The organism is Staphylococcus sp. Z5-21, from assembly GCF_056529615.1.
Map to the genome: position 1 here is coordinate 888,911 of NZ_CP096462.1, position 17,660 is coordinate 906,570.

The 17,660-nt window shown below is 31.1% G+C and carries 22 protein-coding genes and 1 pseudogene; 17 read left to right on the top strand and 6 right to left on the bottom strand.

Annotated features, from left to right (window positions below):
• Positions 1-97: 97 nt before the first annotated feature.
• Positions 98-883, bottom strand: a complete 786-nt coding sequence (locus M1D64_RS04295; protein WP_011302730.1) for a carbon-nitrogen family hydrolase — start codon at positions 881-883, stop codon at positions 98-100.
• 170 nt (positions 884-1,053) lie between these two features.
• Positions 1,054-1,683: a nitroreductase family protein gene (locus M1D64_RS04300; RefSeq protein ID WP_069821659.1), complete on the bottom strand. Its 630-nt coding sequence runs from the start codon at positions 1,681-1,683 to the stop codon at positions 1,054-1,056.
• Between the two features lie 192 nt (positions 1,684-1,875).
• Here M1D64_RS04300 and M1D64_RS04305 point away from each other — a divergent pair, with 192 nt between their 5' ends.
• Positions 1,876-3,675, top strand: coding sequence for an SdrH family protein (locus M1D64_RS04305; protein WP_145437477.1), 1,800 nt, complete (start codon positions 1,876-1,878; stop codon positions 3,673-3,675).
• A 56-nt stretch (positions 3,676-3,731) separates the two neighbouring features.
• On the opposite strand, the gene mroQ is transcribed toward M1D64_RS04305, so the two are convergent.
• Positions 3,732-4,484 carry an intramembrane glutamic endopeptidase MroQ gene (gene mroQ / locus M1D64_RS04310; protein ID WP_041079918.1) on the bottom strand — a complete coding sequence of 251 codons (753 nt, stop codon included), beginning with the start codon at positions 4,482-4,484 and terminating at the stop codon, positions 3,732-3,734.
• A 177-nt stretch (positions 4,485-4,661) separates the two neighbouring features.
• Between mroQ and groES the strand changes: the two genes are divergently transcribed.
• From groES to M1D64_RS04330, 4 genes are all read left to right on the top strand, one after another.
• Positions 4,662-4,949 (top strand): co-chaperone GroES, encoded by a 288-nt coding sequence (gene groES, locus M1D64_RS04315; RefSeq protein ID WP_002482789.1) that lies wholly within the window; start codon positions 4,662-4,664, stop codon positions 4,947-4,949.
• A 62-nt stretch (positions 4,950-5,011) separates the two neighbouring features.
• On the top strand, positions 5,012-6,634 hold the full coding sequence (gene groL / locus M1D64_RS04320; protein ID WP_002482790.1) for a chaperonin GroEL: 1,623 nt from the start codon (positions 5,012-5,014) through the stop codon (positions 6,632-6,634).
• 318 nt (positions 6,635-6,952) lie between these two features.
• Positions 6,953-7,159 (top strand): hypothetical protein, encoded by a 207-nt coding sequence (locus M1D64_RS04325; RefSeq protein ID WP_011302733.1) that lies wholly within the window; start codon positions 6,953-6,955, stop codon positions 7,157-7,159.
• Positions 7,160-7,354: 195 nt separating this feature from the next.
• Positions 7,355-7,828 (top strand): MarR family winged helix-turn-helix transcriptional regulator, encoded by a 474-nt coding sequence (locus M1D64_RS04330; RefSeq protein ID WP_041079942.1) that lies wholly within the window; start codon positions 7,355-7,357, stop codon positions 7,826-7,828.
• 54 nt (positions 7,829-7,882) lie between these two features.
• Here the strand turns inward: M1D64_RS04330 and M1D64_RS04335 are convergent, their stop codons facing one another.
• On the bottom strand, positions 7,883-8,341 hold the full coding sequence (locus M1D64_RS04335) for a GNAT family N-acetyltransferase (protein WP_041079944.1): 459 nt from the start codon (positions 8,339-8,341) through the stop codon (positions 7,883-7,885).
• 298 nt (positions 8,342-8,639) lie between these two features.
• Here M1D64_RS04335 and M1D64_RS04340 point away from each other — a divergent pair, with 298 nt between their 5' ends.
• Positions 8,640-9,107 carry a bacillithiol transferase BstA gene (locus M1D64_RS04340; RefSeq protein WP_002482793.1) on the top strand — a complete coding sequence of 156 codons (468 nt, stop codon included), beginning with the start codon at positions 8,640-8,642 and terminating at the stop codon, positions 9,105-9,107.
• A 47-nt stretch (positions 9,108-9,154) separates the two neighbouring features.
• On the opposite strand, the gene M1D64_RS04345 is transcribed toward M1D64_RS04340, so the two are convergent.
• Positions 9,155-10,444, bottom strand: coding sequence for an aminotransferase class I/II-fold pyridoxal phosphate-dependent enzyme (locus M1D64_RS04345; protein ID WP_270908729.1), 1,290 nt, complete (start codon positions 10,442-10,444; stop codon positions 9,155-9,157).
• 203 nt (positions 10,445-10,647) lie between these two features.
• On the opposite strand from M1D64_RS04345, the gene M1D64_RS04350 reads away from it, so the two are divergent.
• The 8 genes and pseudogenes from M1D64_RS04350 to pmtD all read left to right on the top strand — a co-directional run bounded on the left by M1D64_RS04350 (position 10,648) and on the right by pmtD (position 14,809).
• A complete protein-coding gene (locus M1D64_RS04350) occupies positions 10,648-10,743 on the top strand; it encodes a Trp-rich small protein (protein WP_100217374.1) in 96 nt (31 codons plus the stop codon).
• Between the two features lie 221 nt (positions 10,744-10,964).
• The gene (locus tag M1D64_RS04355; RefSeq protein ID WP_270908728.1) at positions 10,965-11,153 is read left to right on the top strand and encodes an SE1626 family protein; all 189 of its coding nucleotides are present in this window, start codon (positions 10,965-10,967) and stop codon (positions 11,151-11,153) included.
• Between the two features lie 200 nt (positions 11,154-11,353).
• Positions 11,354-11,734, top strand: coding sequence for a PSM export ABC transporter transcriptional regulator PmtR (gene pmtR, locus M1D64_RS04360; protein WP_002482796.1), 381 nt, complete (start codon positions 11,354-11,356; stop codon positions 11,732-11,734).
• Positions 11,731-12,509, top strand: a pseudogene (locus M1D64_RS04365) (ATP-binding cassette domain-containing protein). Before pmtR ends, M1D64_RS04365 begins: the two are co-directional and overlap by 4 nt.
• Before the next feature lie 15 nt (positions 12,510-12,524).
• Positions 12,525-12,863 (top strand): phenol-soluble modulin export ABC transporter permease subunit PmtB, encoded by a 339-nt coding sequence (gene pmtB, locus M1D64_RS04370; RefSeq protein WP_228161153.1) that lies wholly within the window; start codon positions 12,525-12,527, stop codon positions 12,861-12,863.
• Positions 12,826-13,188: a phenol-soluble modulin export ABC transporter permease subunit PmtB gene (gene pmtB / locus M1D64_RS04375; RefSeq protein ID WP_245339633.1), complete on the top strand. Its 363-nt coding sequence runs from the start codon at positions 12,826-12,828 to the stop codon at positions 13,186-13,188. The genes pmtB (M1D64_RS04370) and pmtB (M1D64_RS04375) overlap by 38 nt, the downstream gene beginning before the upstream one ends.
• Positions 13,189-13,208: 20 nt before the next feature.
• Complete coding sequence (gene pmtC / locus M1D64_RS04380) at positions 13,209-14,081, top strand: phenol-soluble modulin export ABC transporter ATP-binding protein PmtC (protein WP_037538096.1); 873 nt, start codon at positions 13,209-13,211, stop codon at positions 14,079-14,081.
• Positions 14,081-14,809, top strand: coding sequence for a phenol-soluble modulin export ABC transporter permease subunit PmtD (gene pmtD / locus M1D64_RS04385; RefSeq protein WP_002482800.1), 729 nt, complete (start codon positions 14,081-14,083; stop codon positions 14,807-14,809). The genes pmtC and pmtD overlap by 1 nt, the downstream gene beginning before the upstream one ends.
• Positions 14,810-14,890: 81 nt before the next feature.
• Here the strand turns inward: pmtD and M1D64_RS04390 are convergent, their stop codons facing one another.
• On the bottom strand, positions 14,891-15,451 hold the full coding sequence (locus M1D64_RS04390) for a thioredoxin family protein (protein WP_002482801.1): 561 nt from the start codon (positions 15,449-15,451) through the stop codon (positions 14,891-14,893).
• 206 nt (positions 15,452-15,657) lie between these two features.
• Here M1D64_RS04390 and M1D64_RS04395 point away from each other — a divergent pair, with 206 nt between their 5' ends.
• The 3 genes from M1D64_RS04395 (at position 15,658) to M1D64_RS04405 (ending at position 17,608) form a co-directional block, all read left to right on the top strand.
• Positions 15,658-16,104 (top strand): hypothetical protein, encoded by a 447-nt coding sequence (locus M1D64_RS04395; RefSeq protein WP_241091755.1) that lies wholly within the window; start codon positions 15,658-15,660, stop codon positions 16,102-16,104.
• 95 nt (positions 16,105-16,199) lie between these two features.
• The gene (locus tag M1D64_RS04400; RefSeq protein WP_164972255.1) at positions 16,200-16,760 is read left to right on the top strand and encodes an HAAS signaling domain-containing protein; all 561 of its coding nucleotides are present in this window, start codon (positions 16,200-16,202) and stop codon (positions 16,758-16,760) included.
• Complete coding sequence (locus M1D64_RS04405; protein WP_002482804.1) at positions 16,757-17,608, top strand: DUF4097 family beta strand repeat-containing protein; 852 nt, start codon at positions 16,757-16,759, stop codon at positions 17,606-17,608. The genes M1D64_RS04400 and M1D64_RS04405 overlap by 4 nt, the downstream gene beginning before the upstream one ends.
• Positions 17,609-17,660 lie beyond the last annotated feature (52 nt).

Below are 17,660 nucleotides of genomic sequence, written 5' to 3' on the forward strand. Positions count from 1 at the left end.
AACATCCCCAAAAATAGATAGAGAAATAACTGTAAAAACATTCCCTTAATAATAAGTTACAAAAACCGTGAGTCCCTCCCAAGCTCACGGTTTTTTATTATTTATATAAATGTGGTCGTAAATTTTTAAACACTGGAATAGTGTCTCTTTGCTTGTCAACTTCCTCCAAATCAATTTCGCAAGTTATGTGGTCAGGTTTATAACCTAATTGTGACAATATTTCGCCATTAGGATTAATGACGATAGAATTACCTGCGTATTCCGTTTGACCATCATCTCCACATCCATTACATCCAATGACATACATATCATTTTCAATAGCACGTGCTTTTAATAGCGCAATCCAATGATCTAATCTGACTAATGGCCATTGTGCAACATAAAAAGCAATTTGTGCATCTTTACGTGCTGGATAACGTAATAATTCGGGGAAACGTAAATCGTAGCAAATGATTTGTGTGACTCTCGCGCCATTCGATAAATTAAATGGCTCAGGCACAGCATTACCTGCATTTAAAAAGCTAGGTTCATTCAACATGGGTACTAAGTGTACTTTATCGTAGTTATTTAAAAGTTTTCCGTATTTTGAAACGGCAAAGGCAGTATTATATACTTCATTACTTTTTGCATTTGAAACAGATCCAGCAATAACATCAACCTGATACTTTATTGCAAGTTTAGAAATAAACTCGTAACTACGAGACAATCGGCTATCAGATAATGCTTGAAGTTGTGGTAGGGCATATCCGTTATTCCACATTTCAGGTAATACAACGACATCTGTTTGTGATGTAACATAGTTAGAAAACCAAGTAGCAATTGTTTCTTCATTTAATTCTGTATTTGCTGGTTCTACTTTAAATTGAAAAATTTCTATATTCATATTCATCGCCCCTTAAAAGCTGTTTGTCCCAATATACTAAAAAAATTCTGATAACTCAAAGTAAGCACTGTTTGAATAATTTATTTGATAAAAAAAACGAGGTTAGACAATATCATCTATGTCCGAACCTCGTTAATTTTATAGAAAACGATGAATCGCAGGTTAATTTATTATTTTCTAACTAAGAAACGATCTTTAACATCTTGGAATGCTTTTTCTCCAGCTTCGTCACGAATGTTACCAAATGGCATTTGTGCAACAAGTTTCCAAGTTTTAGGAATATCGAAAGCCTCTGTAACTGCAACATCTACCAGTGGGTTATAATGTTGTAAAGATGCTCCGATACCTTTTATTCCTAATGCTGTCCAAACAGCAAATTGGTGCATTGCATTTGTTTGAGTTGACCAAACAGCAAAGTTTTCAGCATAGTTTGGCATTTGATTTTGTAATCCTTCAACAACGTCTTGGTCTTCAAAATAAAGAATTGTACCGTGCGAATGTTTGAAGTTATCAACTTTGTCAGCAGTTGCTTGGAATTCACGATCTGGACCCATTGCATTTTTAAGTTCTCTTTTAGTAATGTCCCAAAATTTATCATGATTATCATTTAATAATAAAACGATACGTGTAGATTGTGAGTTAAATGAAGATGGTACATGTTTAATGGCATGTTCAATAATATCCTCAACTTCTTTATCAGATATAGAAATTTCTTTTTCTAAACTGTAAATAGAACGTCTTGTTTCAATTGCATTTTGAAAAGTTTCTAATGTTGAAGCATTTTTTGTAAATAATCCCATGTGAAAAATCTCCTTCAAGTCAATTTATTTTATATACCTAGTATAATTATTATATCTTTATTTGTAAATAGATTTTACATAAAATTTCAAAAGTATTAATATTTTCTTTCAAAAACCAACTTTTAATGAAAAAGTATAGTATTTTCTATATACTGTACATAAATATATTTGTTTTTTAATGGAGGTGATGATGTGAAGCGGTATAATGCTCATAAATTTGTGATATCAAGTTTTGCTATTGCTTTAAGTACGTCTATAGTTGCGCACCCGACACAAGCAATAGAACAGCAAGAAAATGAATTAGATAAAAATGCGCAAAATAATAGTTCATCAGTTATTAAGGATGATAATGATGTATTAACTAAAAATAGTAAAAATACAAATAAAAATGATCAAAGCAGTGATGTAGACCGTTCTAATAATGTGTCACTTCCTAGCAATCAAAAAGTATCTGATAGTCAAACTAGAGCAACTGAACAAACAGATAACACGAGTGAAGTGAATGACGAAGAACGATCAACCGGAGATCCAAATAAACAAAACGAAAAAGAAGATAAACAGTCAGCCGAAGATCTAGATAAACAAAATGGAAAAGAAGATAAACAGTCAGCCGAAGATCCAGATAAACAAAATGGAAAAGAAGATAAACAGTCAGCCGAAGATCCAGATAAACAAAATGGAAAAGAAGATAAACAATCAACAGAAGATCCAGATAAGCAAAATAATCAAGATGGCAGTGATGGAGAAACAGGAGATTCAGAGGATTCCAATAACCAAGGTGGAGGGAGCAAAGAACCGAACCACTCAGGCGGTAGTGGTGGCGGATCAGGTAAGCCAGACAACTCAAATGAAGATGGTGGAGGGAGCAAAGAACCGAACCACTCAGGCGGTAGTGGTGGTGGATCAGGTAAGCCAGACAACTCAAATGAAGATGGCGGAGGAAGCGAAGAACCGAACCACTCAGGCGGTAGTGGTGGCGGATCAGGTAAGCCAGACAACTCAAATGAAGATGGCGGAGGAAGCGAAGAACCGAACCACTCAGGCGGTAGTGGTGGCGGATTAGGTAAGCCAGACAACTCAAATGAAGATGGTGGAGGGAGCGAAGAACCACAACAACCAAATGGCAGTGGTGGTGGATCAGGAAAACCACAAAAACCCAATAACCATGGTGAAGGAAATGGAAAGCCAGAACAGCCAAACAAGGGCAATGGAACTACTGAAAAGCCAGAGAAACCTAATAATTCAGGTGGCAACGCTTATACACCAAGTAATTCAAATAAATCTAGTAATGAGACTGGCAACGCATCGAGCACAGAAACAAATAATCGTGACAGTGTAAATAGAACACATCGCTCAAGTACGCAAAATGATTCAAATAGTCAATCAAATAATGGGGAAAATAGCTCGAATTCGAATAATATAGATCAGCCGTCTATGAATCAAACAACAGAAAATAACCAAAATAGGGAATCGAATGAACACCAATTAATGAATCGATTTAATCAAATGACAACCGGTTCTTTTAAATACAATCCATTTGTATTAAATCAAGTTAAACAATTAGGTAGTAATAAAGAACAAGTTTCTGATAGTGAAATTTCCGCAGTTTTAAAAAAACAAAATTTTGCGGATAATGCATTTTTAAATGAATTACAAAAAGATACAAATTATTTTAAATTCCAATATTTTAATCCATTGAAATCAAGAGATTATTATAAAAATTTAGATAAACAAGTATTGGCTTTGATTACTGGTGATATTGGTTCTATGCCAGATTTGAAAAAACCAGAGAATAAAAATACTACAGGTAAATATGAATATCATACAAGTAGTGATGAAGAAATGACACATACGAAAGATAAAGAAGCCAGTGATACGATTCAAATGAAATTTGAAAGAACTTTATTTGCTTTAATCACAGCAATGCTTATTATTTTTGTTGGTGTGGTTATTGGCTACTTTGTTAGACGCAAGAATGACAAATTAAAATAAAAACAATAAAAGGGAAGTACGTACTAAATGAATCATACGTACTTCCCTTTATATATTTACATTATTAAAAATAAAAGATTAAATATGAATGATGTTGATTCTTGTAGCTCTTTTATTTTTTCTGGTCCAATAAGTACTTGTATGATGACAACAAATCCATTTTGCATCATGTGCACTAAGATAGGGACCCAAATTCGTTTGGTATATACGTATAATGCAGCAAAAATGAAGCCCATACCAAAATAAATTATAAAAAATGATGGATCTGCGTGTGCTGCACTAAATATGATGGAACTTACAATGGCAGCAATTAAAAATTTTATCGTTTTATTTGCATTAATTAAATTGTAAATTTCACCAAAAATAACTTTTCTAAAAACAAACTCTTCAAGTATTGGTCCTACAATTGAAATTAATATGATAAATAGGGGTATTTCTTGTGCAACTTTCATCAGTCGCTCAGTATTTGGACTTGATTGAGGTGCACCAAATACGTACATATTAATCATGCCTGCAAGTATCTGATAAATCATAACAACGAAATAACCAACAATTGCCCAAACAATAACGTAACGTTTCTTTTCTTTTGCTTGTTGCTCTAATCGGGTAGGATTAGAAATAAAGTTATTGATTATAATTATTAAAATAGCAGCTATTATAAATAAACCAACTTGTGTGTATATGTTAGCAAAGACAAGTTCCTTGCTACTTAGATTGTTAAATAGGCCAGCCATATGTAATAAAATAACACCAAATTGTGCTAAACCATAAATAACTAATGTCAATATGGATACCCATAAACGAGACATAATGAACCTCCAAAAATTAAATGATACTTTATTTTATCGCAAAATCATCGTTTGTACAAAATTAAGAGGATAATGGTTTTAACTTGAAAAGTTGACTAAATTTGATTATTATAGAAAGTACATTAGCACTCATTAACTTAAAGTGCTAACATTTAAACTTTTGAGGAGGAACGAAAAATGTTAAAGCCATTAGGTAACCGAGTAATTATTCAAAAATCAGAACAAGAGCAAACAACTAAAAGTGGTATCGTATTAACTGATAGCGCTAAAGAGAAATCCAACGAAGGTACGATAATTGCAGTAGGTGCAGGACGTATTTTAAAAGATGGTTCTCGTGTTGCTCCTGAAGTAAACGAAGGCGACAAAGTAGTATTCCAACAATATGCTGGAACTGAAGTTAAACGAGGAGACGAAACATATTTAATCGTTAATGAAGAAGATATTTTAGCAATAATTGAATCTTAATATAAAAAAATTTTAAAAATAAACAATAATTATCATAGAAACAACATGGAGGTATATAAAATATGGCGAAAGATTTAAAATTCTCTGAAGATGCACGTCAATCAATGCTAAGAGGTGTAGATAAATTAGCAAATGCCGTTAAAGTTACAATCGGTCCTAAGGGGCGTAATGTTGTATTAGATAAAGAATATACATCACCACTCATCACTAATGATGGTGTTACAATTGCTAAAGAAATTGAATTAGAAGATCCTTATGAAAATATGGGTGCGAAACTAGTTCAAGAAGTAGCAAATAAAACAAATGAAATTGCTGGTGACGGTACGACAACAGCAACAGTGCTAGCACAAGCTATGATTCAAGAAGGTTTGAAAAACGTAACAAGTGGTGCAAATCCTGTTGGTTTAAGACAAGGTATTGATAAAGCTGTAGAAGTAGCAATTGAGGCATTACATGAAATTTCACAAAATGTAGATAATAAAAATGAAATTGCACAAGTTGGTTCTATTTCAGCTGCAGATGAAGAAATTGGTAAATACATTTCTGAAGCAATGGAAAAAGTAGGTAACGATGGTGTCATCACTATTGAAGAGTCTAGTGGTTTTAATACAGAATTAGAAGTAGTAGAAGGTATGCAATTTGACCGAGGTTATCAATCACCATATATGGTGACTGACTCAGATAAAATGGTCGCTGATCTTGAAAGACCATATATTTTAATTACTGATAAAAAGATTTCATCATTCCAAGACATCTTACCGTTATTAGAACAAGTCGTACAATCAAATCGTCCTATCTTAATTGTTGCTGATGACGTTGAAGGCGATGCATTAACTAATATCGTGCTTAACCGTATGCGTGGCACATTTACTGCTGTTGCAGTGAAAGCACCAGGATTTGGCGATCGTCGTAAAGCAATGTTAGAAGATTTAGCTATCTTAACAGGTGCACAAGTAATTACGGATGACTTAGGTTTAGAATTAAAAGAAGCGACTATGGATATGTTAGGTACTGCAAATAAAGCTGAAATTACGAAAGACAACACAACAGTTGTTGACGGTGATGGAGATCAAAACAGTATCGATGCACGTGTGAGCCAAATTAAAGCTCAAATTGAAGAAACTGATTCTGAATTTGACAAAGAAAAATTACAAGAGCGCTTAGCTAAATTAGCTGGTGGCGTTGCAGTAATTAAAGTTGGTGCAGCAAGTGAAACAGAATTAAAAGAACGTAAATTACGTATTGAAGATGCATTAAACTCTACTAGAGCTGCAGTTGAAGAAGGTATTGTAGCTGGTGGTGGTACTGCATTTATGAATATTTATGAAAAAGTAGCTAAAATTGAAGCAGAAGGCGACATTGCTACTGGTATTAATATTGTCTTAAAAGCTTTAGAAGCACCAGTTCGTCAAATTGCTGAAAATGCTGGACTAGAAGGTTCAATTATTGTTGAACGACTAAAGAATGCTGATATAGGTATTGGTTTTAATGCTGCGACAAATGAATGGGTGAATATGTTAGAAGCAGGTATCGTAGATCCAACGAAAGTGACACGTTCATCACTTCAACATGCTGCAAGTGTGGCAGCTATGTTCCTTACTACAGAAGCAGTTGTTGCTAATATTCCAGAAGAAAGTAACAATGATGCACAAGCAGGTATGGGTGGCATGCCAGGTATGATGTAAAATAGCATTCAAACACTGATTTGAAGGCATTTAAAAGTCATGAATAACATCATATTGACATAAAAATTTAAAATAATTCATTAGAGACGTTTTCCATTAGGGCACTCAACCCTTTGGAAAGCGTCTTTTTAGTTTCCTAATTGTTATTTGAAACGGACGTTGATTATTTTCGGTTAATCCTTGTGATATAATTGTCCATGTATTTCAATAATACTAAATCAATATCAATTAAAATGATGTCGTGCATGTGTCTGTGTTGCATTGAAAAGTAATTAGTTAGATAATTATATATATAATGATTACATAGGGTGAATATAGATGAATGAAATTTTTGTTTTTATAATAGAAACGAATGATGGGAATGTATTTCGCGAGTATGTAGAAAATGTTTTAGAAATCGATGAAAGATTAGCTTTGGAACGATTTGAAAAAGCAATTAGAAAACATCGTTATTTTTATTTAAAAGATAGTGGCAGATATATAAATGTTAGTCATATAATATCAATAAAAGTAGAAATAATGTAAAACTCATCCATTTTTAAATAACCTTTGTATGTTTATTGATAACTATCATTTAACTTTAAAAATTTAATGTATTATTTTATTTATGCTTTCCATAAGTTTTACACTTTTGGGAAGCGTTTTTAGTTTGAATAATGATTTATGATGTGATTGTTTCATATGTTAAAATAAACCCAAATGATTATTAGGAGCGACGTAATGACTAGAAAAACAACTTTTTTAAAAGCGATTGACCAACTTTATGAAACCGCACACTTATTAAATCAATATGAAAATATACCGAGAAAATATGGTACAGATGATGAATTGTATATGGTCGAAGCACATATGATTAATCTGATTGGTGTCAATAAGGTAATGAATATATCTGAAATTGCTAAACAAATGAATAGAACTAAAAGCGCGGCTTCACAAAAAATAACAAGGCTTGTTCAAAAAGGCTTAGTTGTTAAAAATAAAAGTACACATAGTTCTAGAGAAGTCAGTATCGAATTAACTGATAAAGGCGAAAAAGTATTTCAATATCATCAGGCATTAGATAGTAACGTTTATAACACTTATTTAGAAAAACTAGAAACATATGATACTAAAGATTTTGAAAACATTGAGCATTTTTTAAACATGATAAGTGAAAACTTAAATTATTTAATAAATGATACACGAAATCATTAACCTATATATTAAAAGTAGACACTACAATTAATCCAAATTTTTAACCAAATTAAACTATTGTATGCCGCCATGTTTTGATTCAGAAACGCCATAATTTATATAGCCATATTGTTCGTAAAAAGAAATCAAAGAAGCTTTGCAAGTTAATGTTATACCTTGACGTTCATGTTCTATTGCAAGATGTTCTAAATGATCCAATAATTTTCCTGCAAGACCTTGGTTTCTATAACTTTCACCTACAACCAGCCCTAAAATAGCGATATAGCCGCCATGGGGAGGGTTCTTTGTAGTTTCATCAAATAAATCATCAGTGATAAAAGCTTGATTAATAACAGGACCATTGACATAGCCAGCGATTTCACCATCATATTCTGCTACGATAAATGTATCTTTGATAACATTAATTCTATTAATAAGTGCTTCTTTTGAAGCGGCTTCAGATGAAAAACCCTTATTCTCAATTTGTAAAATAGTATTCAAGTCACGCATAGCCACAGTTCTGAAATGATACATTAATGATTCCTCACTTTATTTTTGAATTTTTGAAATTAAAAATAGTTTAGCACCTTAACTATTTTCCATCAAATATTAAAAATATGTATAGAAATTTGGTTATATAACAAATATTAAGTGTCAATGAGTCGTATCGTTCATATTAAGAAAATAAAATTTCAATATATAAGATAAGGGATTACATTTGTTATATGAATAATTTTTTAACGATTTGGGTAAAGTAAGTAGGTATAATTAGTAACGGTTCTTATACAAGTGTGATAAGTTTCTAATATTTTATAAGAAAAGGAGCTAAATTATGACAAAACCAACAGTGTATGAGGTTCTTGATTCAGGAGTGAATTATCTGTTATCAGGTTACGATAATTGGAGTAATGAACAGGTATTAGACGATAAAATTGACGCTTTTCCTAATACAATTCACTGGCAATATGGGCATGTGCTAACGATTTTTGAAAGTGTATTGTCATTATGTGAACAAAATGAAGTTGATATTGCTAAGTATACAAATTTATTTGGATATGGTTCTTCACCTGAAAAATGGGGAGATAGTGACGTACCTACAATTGATGAAATATTTAAACACATTAGAACATTACCTGAACGTGCTCGCAAACTTACAGATGAACAATTAGAACAAGAGCTTACTGAAACAATAGCTGGTTGTAGTACATTAAATGAATTATTAGTTCTCAATGCGATTCATATTCCGTTACACGCTGGAAAAATAGAAGAAATGTCGCGTGTACTTAAACAACAACAATAAAAAAATGGAGCGTGTCTGATGTGACATGCTCCATTTTTTTAACTATATTATTTTTGTAACTCAGCAATAGCTTTTGCAATAGAATCAAATACATGTGGAATATCATCTTTTTCAACACAACTAAATGCAATTCTAATATCAGTATCGTTAAGTGCGATGATACCGATAGAATAGTTATTGATAAGATGAAGTCGTAATTGTTCAGGATCTACATCATAAACTTTTAAAGCCATGAAATAACCAGAATTAAAGTCGTAAGCTTTCCAGTAGGATGCATATTGTGGGTCATAAACCACTGCTTTTGTAACTTCATATCTCGCTTGTAGCGTATCAATATTTTCTTGAATCTCTTTGTCGAAAGTTTCAGGATGCTCTAATACATATTTCACTCCACTTTGTGAAGGCATAGGTCCGCTAGATATATTACTTCTGATTAGTCCTTTAACTTTTGCTTCTAGGACTTGTTTTGTTGTTTCATTGGATACACCAAAGCTCATAAAACCTACACGTAATCCCCAAGCGAAGAACTCTTTCGTTGCACCATCTAATCTGATAGGTAATAAATTATCTAAATGCAAGTTTGTTAGTGCAGTAAATAATGATTGTGTATAAACATCTTCATAGAATAAGCCGTAATAAGCATCATCTACTAAAGCAATTACATTGGTACCACGTTTAGCTAATGCTTGAATTGTTTCAACAATTGTTTTTACTTCATCTTTTGTAGGTGTATAGCCTGTTGGGTTATTTGGATAATTTAAAATTAACATCACTTTATCTTTTGTATAATTTTCTAAAGTTGCAATTAAGTTTTCTGTCGTAAAGTGTCCTAACTCATCAAAAATATCATAAGTTTCGATATCCGCACTATGTCTCGTACTATAAACTAATTTATAATTTCCCCAATTGTGCGTTGGTAATAAAATCGTATCGCCACTATCAATAAACATATCTGCAACGAGTGATAAACCATGTGTTAACGCATTTGTAAGTATTGGTCTTGTCATATCAGTTGCATTTAAATCAGGATTTTCTTTTAGCATTTTCTGCTGCCATAAATCGCGTAGTGATTCTATACCTTGTGGTGGGGCATATGGAAAGATTTCATCTGGTTCTAAGTTTGTAAAAACGTCATTAAGCGTGTCAGCATACATCTTGCTATGCTTATATGTTGCCATACCAATTGTGGCATTATATTGAGTAGATTTTGCTTCAGCAGATTGAGATAAAATGCCTTTTGGATAATACATTAATTTTCCTAGGTCAGATAACATATCTGCAATTTCAGGGTTTGATTTAGATAATTGTTCATTTAAATCTAAAGCTAAAGGATTCATATGTGGGTCAACCTCTCTTTTACTTTTTCAATGATACCTTTATATTATCTTGAAATAGCTTAAAATTAAAGCTTAGTGGCTATATTAAATTAAAATTTAAAAAATCTATACATTTATACGAACACACGTTCTGTTTTGTGTTAGAATGTGGATAGGCCATCGAATTCCTACATGGTACTTTTTTCTGTGGGAGGTGTAATATGATCTCGTGGTGGCAAGAAATAATTACAACTTTATTAACAGGTAGCTTACTTGTTGTTTTTCGTGTTTGGTTAGAAAATAAATGGAATGACAAATAGGTGGCCTTACACAAAAAACCCCAAGTCTGTTGGCCCAGACTTGGGGTTGTGTAATATAATCCGTGGATACATTTACAAGTTTATCATCCAGAACGAAATACTGCAATCAATTTATTTTACAGTTAACATAACTTATGATTAAAAAAATATAAGTTCTCAATTATAGGTTTTTAGTAATTATTGGTAAAATTTGATACAATAACATTGTTTGAGGTGAAGAGATGAAACATTTAACAAAGATATTAGTAATTATTGCAATCGTCTTGTTCATCGTTGGTTATTATTTACAGGCAACAGGACAAGAAGATTCTGGAATTAAATTACTTATTGCTGCAATTATGTTTATGATTTGTGCTTTTATTAATAGAAGCAATAATAGACGTAAGAAGAGAAATCAAAATCGAAAATAGAGTCAATAAAACTATAGTTAGTGTGGAGCTGAGTCGAATTTAGCAAAGCACTAGCTATATTTTTTTATTTTAAAACGCAAAATGACTAATGACGAATTGCATTATCAAGTAAAATAATAAAGTGTATGCAATTAATTATAAATTAACACTTTACAAACGTGTATATATTGTGTATATACAGTTGTAGGGGGAGGACGTCCATGAAAATACTTTTAAAAAATAGTAGTGAACGACCTATTTATGAACAAATTAAGCAACAAATTAAAGAAAACATTTTAAAGGGCTATGTTGCACCAGGTGAGCATTTACCGTCTATGAGAGAATTAGCACATGATTTAAGTGTTAGCGTGATAACAACAAAGCGTGCATACGAAGATTTAGAAAAAGACGGCTTTGTTTATACTGTTAGAGGAAAAGGTACCTATGTTAAGGAACAAGATAATTCGATTTTAAAAGAAAAACAATTTATTGTTATTGAGTCATTAGCTAAATCAATGAGTAAAGAAGCTAAGACAATAGGCATGTCTTTATCTGAATTACAAGAAATCGTTGAGCTGATTTTTGAGGAGGGCGAAGAATGAACGCGATAGAATTGAATGCTGTCAATTATCAGTATAAAGAATTCAAACTAAAGGACGTTTCTTTTCGAGTTTCTCAAGGATTTGTTACTGGATTTATTGGAGCTAATGGCGTTGGTAAAACGACAATCATTAGATTAATTATGGATCTTATAGAACCAGATGAAGGTGAAATTCGCTTATTTGATAAAAGAATGGATCGTCATGCAGTTGAAATAAAAAATAAAATTGGTTTTATTTATTCAGAATTATATTTAAATGATAAGTGGAATGTTAAAAAAATTGAGTCTTATATTGCGCCTTTTTATGCAATAGCATTTAGTCATCATGCAGAGCTATTTATACTTGATGAACCAACCTCTGGTCTCGATCCAATTGTTAGAAATGAAGTGTTAGATGTCATTCAAGAAGAATTAATTGATGAAAAAAATCCGTTTTTATTTCTACACATATCATTTCAGATTTGGAGAAAATTGCTGATTATCTGGTTTATATCAAGGATGGAGAAATCATTTTGAACCACTTTTTAGATGATATTCTAAATCAATATCAAATTGTTAAAGGCGACCCAAATCAACTAGATAATGAATTGATTGATTTAACGCATTACATTGAATATAATCATACGGGTTTTACAGCACTTACGACACATGCTAATGTGTTTAAAGAACTATTTGGTAGTGATGTGGCAATAACGAATCCAACCATCGAAGAACTAATGGTTTACCTCGAAAAAGGGCAACGAAAACATAAACAGTATAGTGATGGAATTATATAGTGGGGAGGCCATTCGATGAAGAATTTACTAATTAGAAATATTAAACTACGTAAATGGACTATCGTTATTTATGCCGTATTATTATTAATATCTCCATTACAATTAATAATCGAAAATCATTCATTGCTTACAAGAATACTTTATTCTTTAGTTGCTATGATTTTACTATTTGTTTCTGTCCTTGATTCAGGACATGTATTTCGACTGAATAGTAAGTTAGGCCACTCAAATGCGTATGATTTTTTTGGTAGTTTGCCAGTATCCAAAAAGGATATGCTTAATGCAAACTATGTAACCTTAATTTTATTTACACTGATTGGGGCTGGAATATTATCACTTTTTACATATTCCTAATTCAAATTTTGCTGCTAGTGGCATTAGTATTGATGTTACTTTACCTTATTCATATATCGCAATTAATTTCTTTGCTATACCTATCGCATTTAAAAAATATTCCGAACAAAAATCTGAAAATATTTCTTATTTAATGTATTTGCTTGTGATGTTACTCATTATTCCAATTGTTGCAGTGCTTATAACATTAGCAGTATTACTCATATTCAAAATTAAGTTAACTGCACTTGATTATTTTGAGCCAGTTTTTAATTATGGCTTTTTAGGCTTAAGTATCATTTTTCTTATAGCTAATTATTTTATACAGTATAAAAAAGTAAATTAACTTTAAAAGGAGGCGCATTTATGCAATTAAAGAATATAACAAAAACATATGGAAATAATAATGTGCTTGACCATATTGATTTTGATTTTGGTCAAAGTCAGATTGTTGGTTTGATTGGTAAAAATGGTGTCGGAAAGACAACCTTAATGAAAGTCATGAATGGAAATATTATCAATTATAAAGGAGACGTCAAATTAGGTAATAAGCAAAATGTTGGTTACTTAATTGAACATCCTAAATTGTATGATAATAAAACAGGTTTATTTAATTTAAAACTTTTTGCTAATGTCCTTGGTAATGGTTTTGATAAAAAATATGCAGATCAAATTATCGATGCATTTGGTATGAGACCCTATGTTAAAAAGAAAGTTAAAAAATACTCTATGGGTATGAAACAAAAATTGGCCATAGCAGTTTCATTAATGAATAAACCAAAGTATTTAATTTTAGATGAACCAACAAATGGTATGGATCCGGATGGTTCAATTGATGTGCTTAAAACAATACAATCGCTTGTTAAAGACTTAGATATGAAAATTTTAATTTCTAGTCATAAACTTGAAGATATTGAATTGATTTGTGATAGAGCCGTATTTTTACGTGATGGTAAGTTCGTGCAAGATGTAAATATGAAAGAGGGCACAGCATCTGATTCTACAGTCATAATATTTGAAAATGAGGATTTTGAAGCTGGATTAGCCTTCTTAAAAGAGCAATATAATGTAGTACAAACCCAAGAAGATAGTGGCGAAGTGATTATCAATGCACAACGCAGCTATAAAGAAGTACTAAAAGGTTTAGCAAGTGAATCTGTTTTCCCTAAATTTATTGAGACGCGTAAGAGTTCGTTACGTGATACTTACTTCAATATTAATCAGAAAGGTGGCCAATAATGAATAGTTTACAACTCGTAAAATATGATATGTATAGTATTTTTAAAAGTCCATTAACTTACTTAGCATTACTTTTAACAATTTTACCATTGATTGGTTTTACAATATTATTTGTTCAACAATCAGATGAAATGAATGGTAATACATTACTCTCTATCGGTAGTTGGTTCTTTTCAATTATGGGCTTACTATTTGTAATAAAAACAATTACGCGTGATATTTCACAAGGTACAATTCAGCTTTATATGAATAAAACATCAAGCCGTATTGGTTATGTAATAGCTAAAGTAATTTCTATCATACTTATTGCGATACTGATTACAGCAGTTCTTGTGGGATTTGTACATATTGTGCAAGGTGTAGTTGATGGGAAGAACATTACTACTAGTAAAGCTTTTGAATTACTATGGTTCTTCTTAATGTTCCATTTATTCTTTGGTTTATTACTTTACTTATTTTCACTTATTGTGCCTAAGACAGCACTTATTTTTACACTAGGCATATTTTTAGTATTAATTGTTCCTTTCGCAGAACCATTTTTACCAATGATTCCTAAAATTGGTGATAATATTCAAGATTCATTAAAGTATATACCTTTTAGTTATTTAACTTCAAAAACAACTTCTGGGGACTATACATTCACAAATTGGCAATGGTTTATTACTTCAGCTTCAATTGTAATTTTATTTATTGTAAATATTTTCTATGTTTCTAAGAAAGATATTTAAAATAATAACCGATAAGTAAGTCAATATATAAAAGACGTATGAATTTGCGGTTAGTCTCAGCATCATTCATACGTCTTTTTACTATTTAATGATTAATTTATCTAAAATGGAGTCATATACATATTTCCAAAGTTGAGAATCTGTTTTATAACGATTCGTCATAATTTTATGTGCTTCTGCAGACTTATCTTCAAAGGTAGGATCATCTTTTGAAGGGACATCTGAACGTGTATCTTCAACAAAATGTTGAACTTGTCTAGCACGGGGACCCCAAACCGTTTCTTGTTCAAAATTATCATTAAGGAATACAAAAATAGGTATTGAACGTGCAGTACCATTTGTTAAATACTGATCAATTAAATCAGTGTTCTCATCACGATGGAAAACGCGAACTTCTAAATTTAAAGCTTCACTAATATGTTTTAAGATAGGTACATTCATCATGGCATCGCCACACCAATCTTCCGTGATAACTAACACTTTTGAATAATTTAATGATTTAATTTTTTCAATACGATCATCATTTAATGGTAAAGAGAAAGAATTGTAAATAGATAAGACATTCTCTTTGTTTTCAGTCATGACCTCGATATATTGATCAAGTGGTTGACTGTTTTTGAAATATGTTTCTAAACTTGTCATAATATTTCCCCCTTTAGCTTATTAGATATTATTATATCAATTATTTTATATGAAAGAAAATTTTAAATACTTTGAAAAGTTATGCATTTTACGACATTCTTTTAAGATGAAAGAGACTATTGTGTATGCTATATTGATTAAGTAAATGGAGTTGAAGGAAAGTGAATTTTCATAAAATAAATAAATGGCTAGTATGGAGTGTTTTTATGTTAATGGGAATAGCTACATTACTCATTGTAAGTTACATAAAAAATGAACATACTACAGATTTATCTCGTATTACCATTGATGACATGCAATTAAATGCAAAAATAGACAAAGATAAATTTATAGAAGATGACGAAATTCTTTTAAAAAAACACAATTTATACACTAAACATAATCAACCTAATTTAGTATTTAAAGTGAATAAAGGTAATTCAAAAATAAAGGGTATGACATTAATTAAAAACACTGATGTTTATACAAACTTTGGTGGGAAAATTGAAGGGAATATTCAAGATATTGTACATCATTTAGGAAGTAGCTATAAACAAAAGAAATTACGCGATGCCTATCGTTTAATGATATATTATGATAAAGATAATCATATAAAGTTATCTATTATATACAAACATGATAAAATAAAAAAGATTGAAGTTTACTCAAAATAATAATTAAAGAATGGTGATTTTATTGGATAATTACTATTCTTTAATTTTACATAATTTAAGAAATAGACTTTAGAATTTGAATGGTGGTAGATATTTTGGATAAAATCACTTTTTTAAATGAACTTGAACAAGAGCTCGATAATTTACCTAGGGCTGAGCGAGATAAAGTGATGTATGAATATGAACAATATTTTTTTGAGCAAGAAAGTGAAGGTAAAAATGAATATCAAATTATTGGGGCTTTAGAACCACCAAAAAAAATAGGTAAAGAAATAAATGCTAGAAGTGCAATTGTATCTGCTGAATACCGGACCAATGCTAGGACAATTTTAAGAGCAATCATGGCTTCGTTAGGTATGGGCATTTTATCCTTAGTGATTATACTGATTCCAATGATATTTGTCGGTGGATTTATGTTTATATTGTTATGTGCTGCAATGGTTTTAGCTATAAGTCCGTTACTCTTAATCATACATGGATTACTGAACAGTATGTTTAGTTTGGCTATTAGTAATTATTTATTTGCATTTGCATTTAGTGGTTTAGGTATTGTCTTATTTGTAATTATTGCGAAGTTGGCTGAACTGGTGTATCGATTAATATTAAAATATTTACGCTGGAATATTAGAACGATTAAAGGAAGTGCAGAAGAATGAAGAAATTATTTTTGAGTGGTTTGAGTTTGTTCATTGTCTGTTTTCTTCTAGGATGTATAACGTGGTTTGGCTTTGAAAAACAAAATAATAAAATTAATACCATAGATAAAAACATTACTGATAAATCGATCGACTCTTTAAATATAAAAGGGATATCAACTAAAGTTAATATCACAAAAGGTGACAAATTTACAGTGCGTTACAAGGGGCAAAATAAGGTAGATATCAATCAAGAAGGTAATGAGTTAAGTGTTCATGAAACCAATGAAAAAGTAGATAAGTACGGTTTGAATTTTAATCCGTTTAGGCAGATACATGCTGAAATTAATATCACAATGCCAAGTGAAAAAATGGATGATTTGTATGTTTCTAATAGAGTTAATGAAGTGAATATACAGAACTTAGATATCGAAAGTGCTAATTTATCAATGCCTGAAACTGGTGCAGCACGTGTTTTCATCAAGAATTCATCAATTAAAAAATTAATATACAGAGGTATAAAATCCACAGTTCACTTTAATAGCAGTGAGATCTTGAATGCAGATATAAAAACTAAAAATGCCAGTATTATCGGAAAGCAATCTCTAATTAAAGATTCGGTACTATCTGCGAAACAGGGTAATATCAATTTAAGTGATATGGATATTGACTCTGCTTTTAAAGCGTCAACACAACATGGGGATATAAAGATGTCGTACAATCAAGCACCGGATAATACTTTGCTGAAATTAAACCCAGAAAAAGGGAAAGCCAACGTTAATAACAAAACTTTTGCAAATGATAGAGTAGGCGCTGGTAATCATGTATTGGAATTCTATACATTAAATGGGGATATTTATATAAATTAAATGAGCGAGTGGGATAGAAATCAAAGTATGCAAGATTTCTTAATCCCACTCT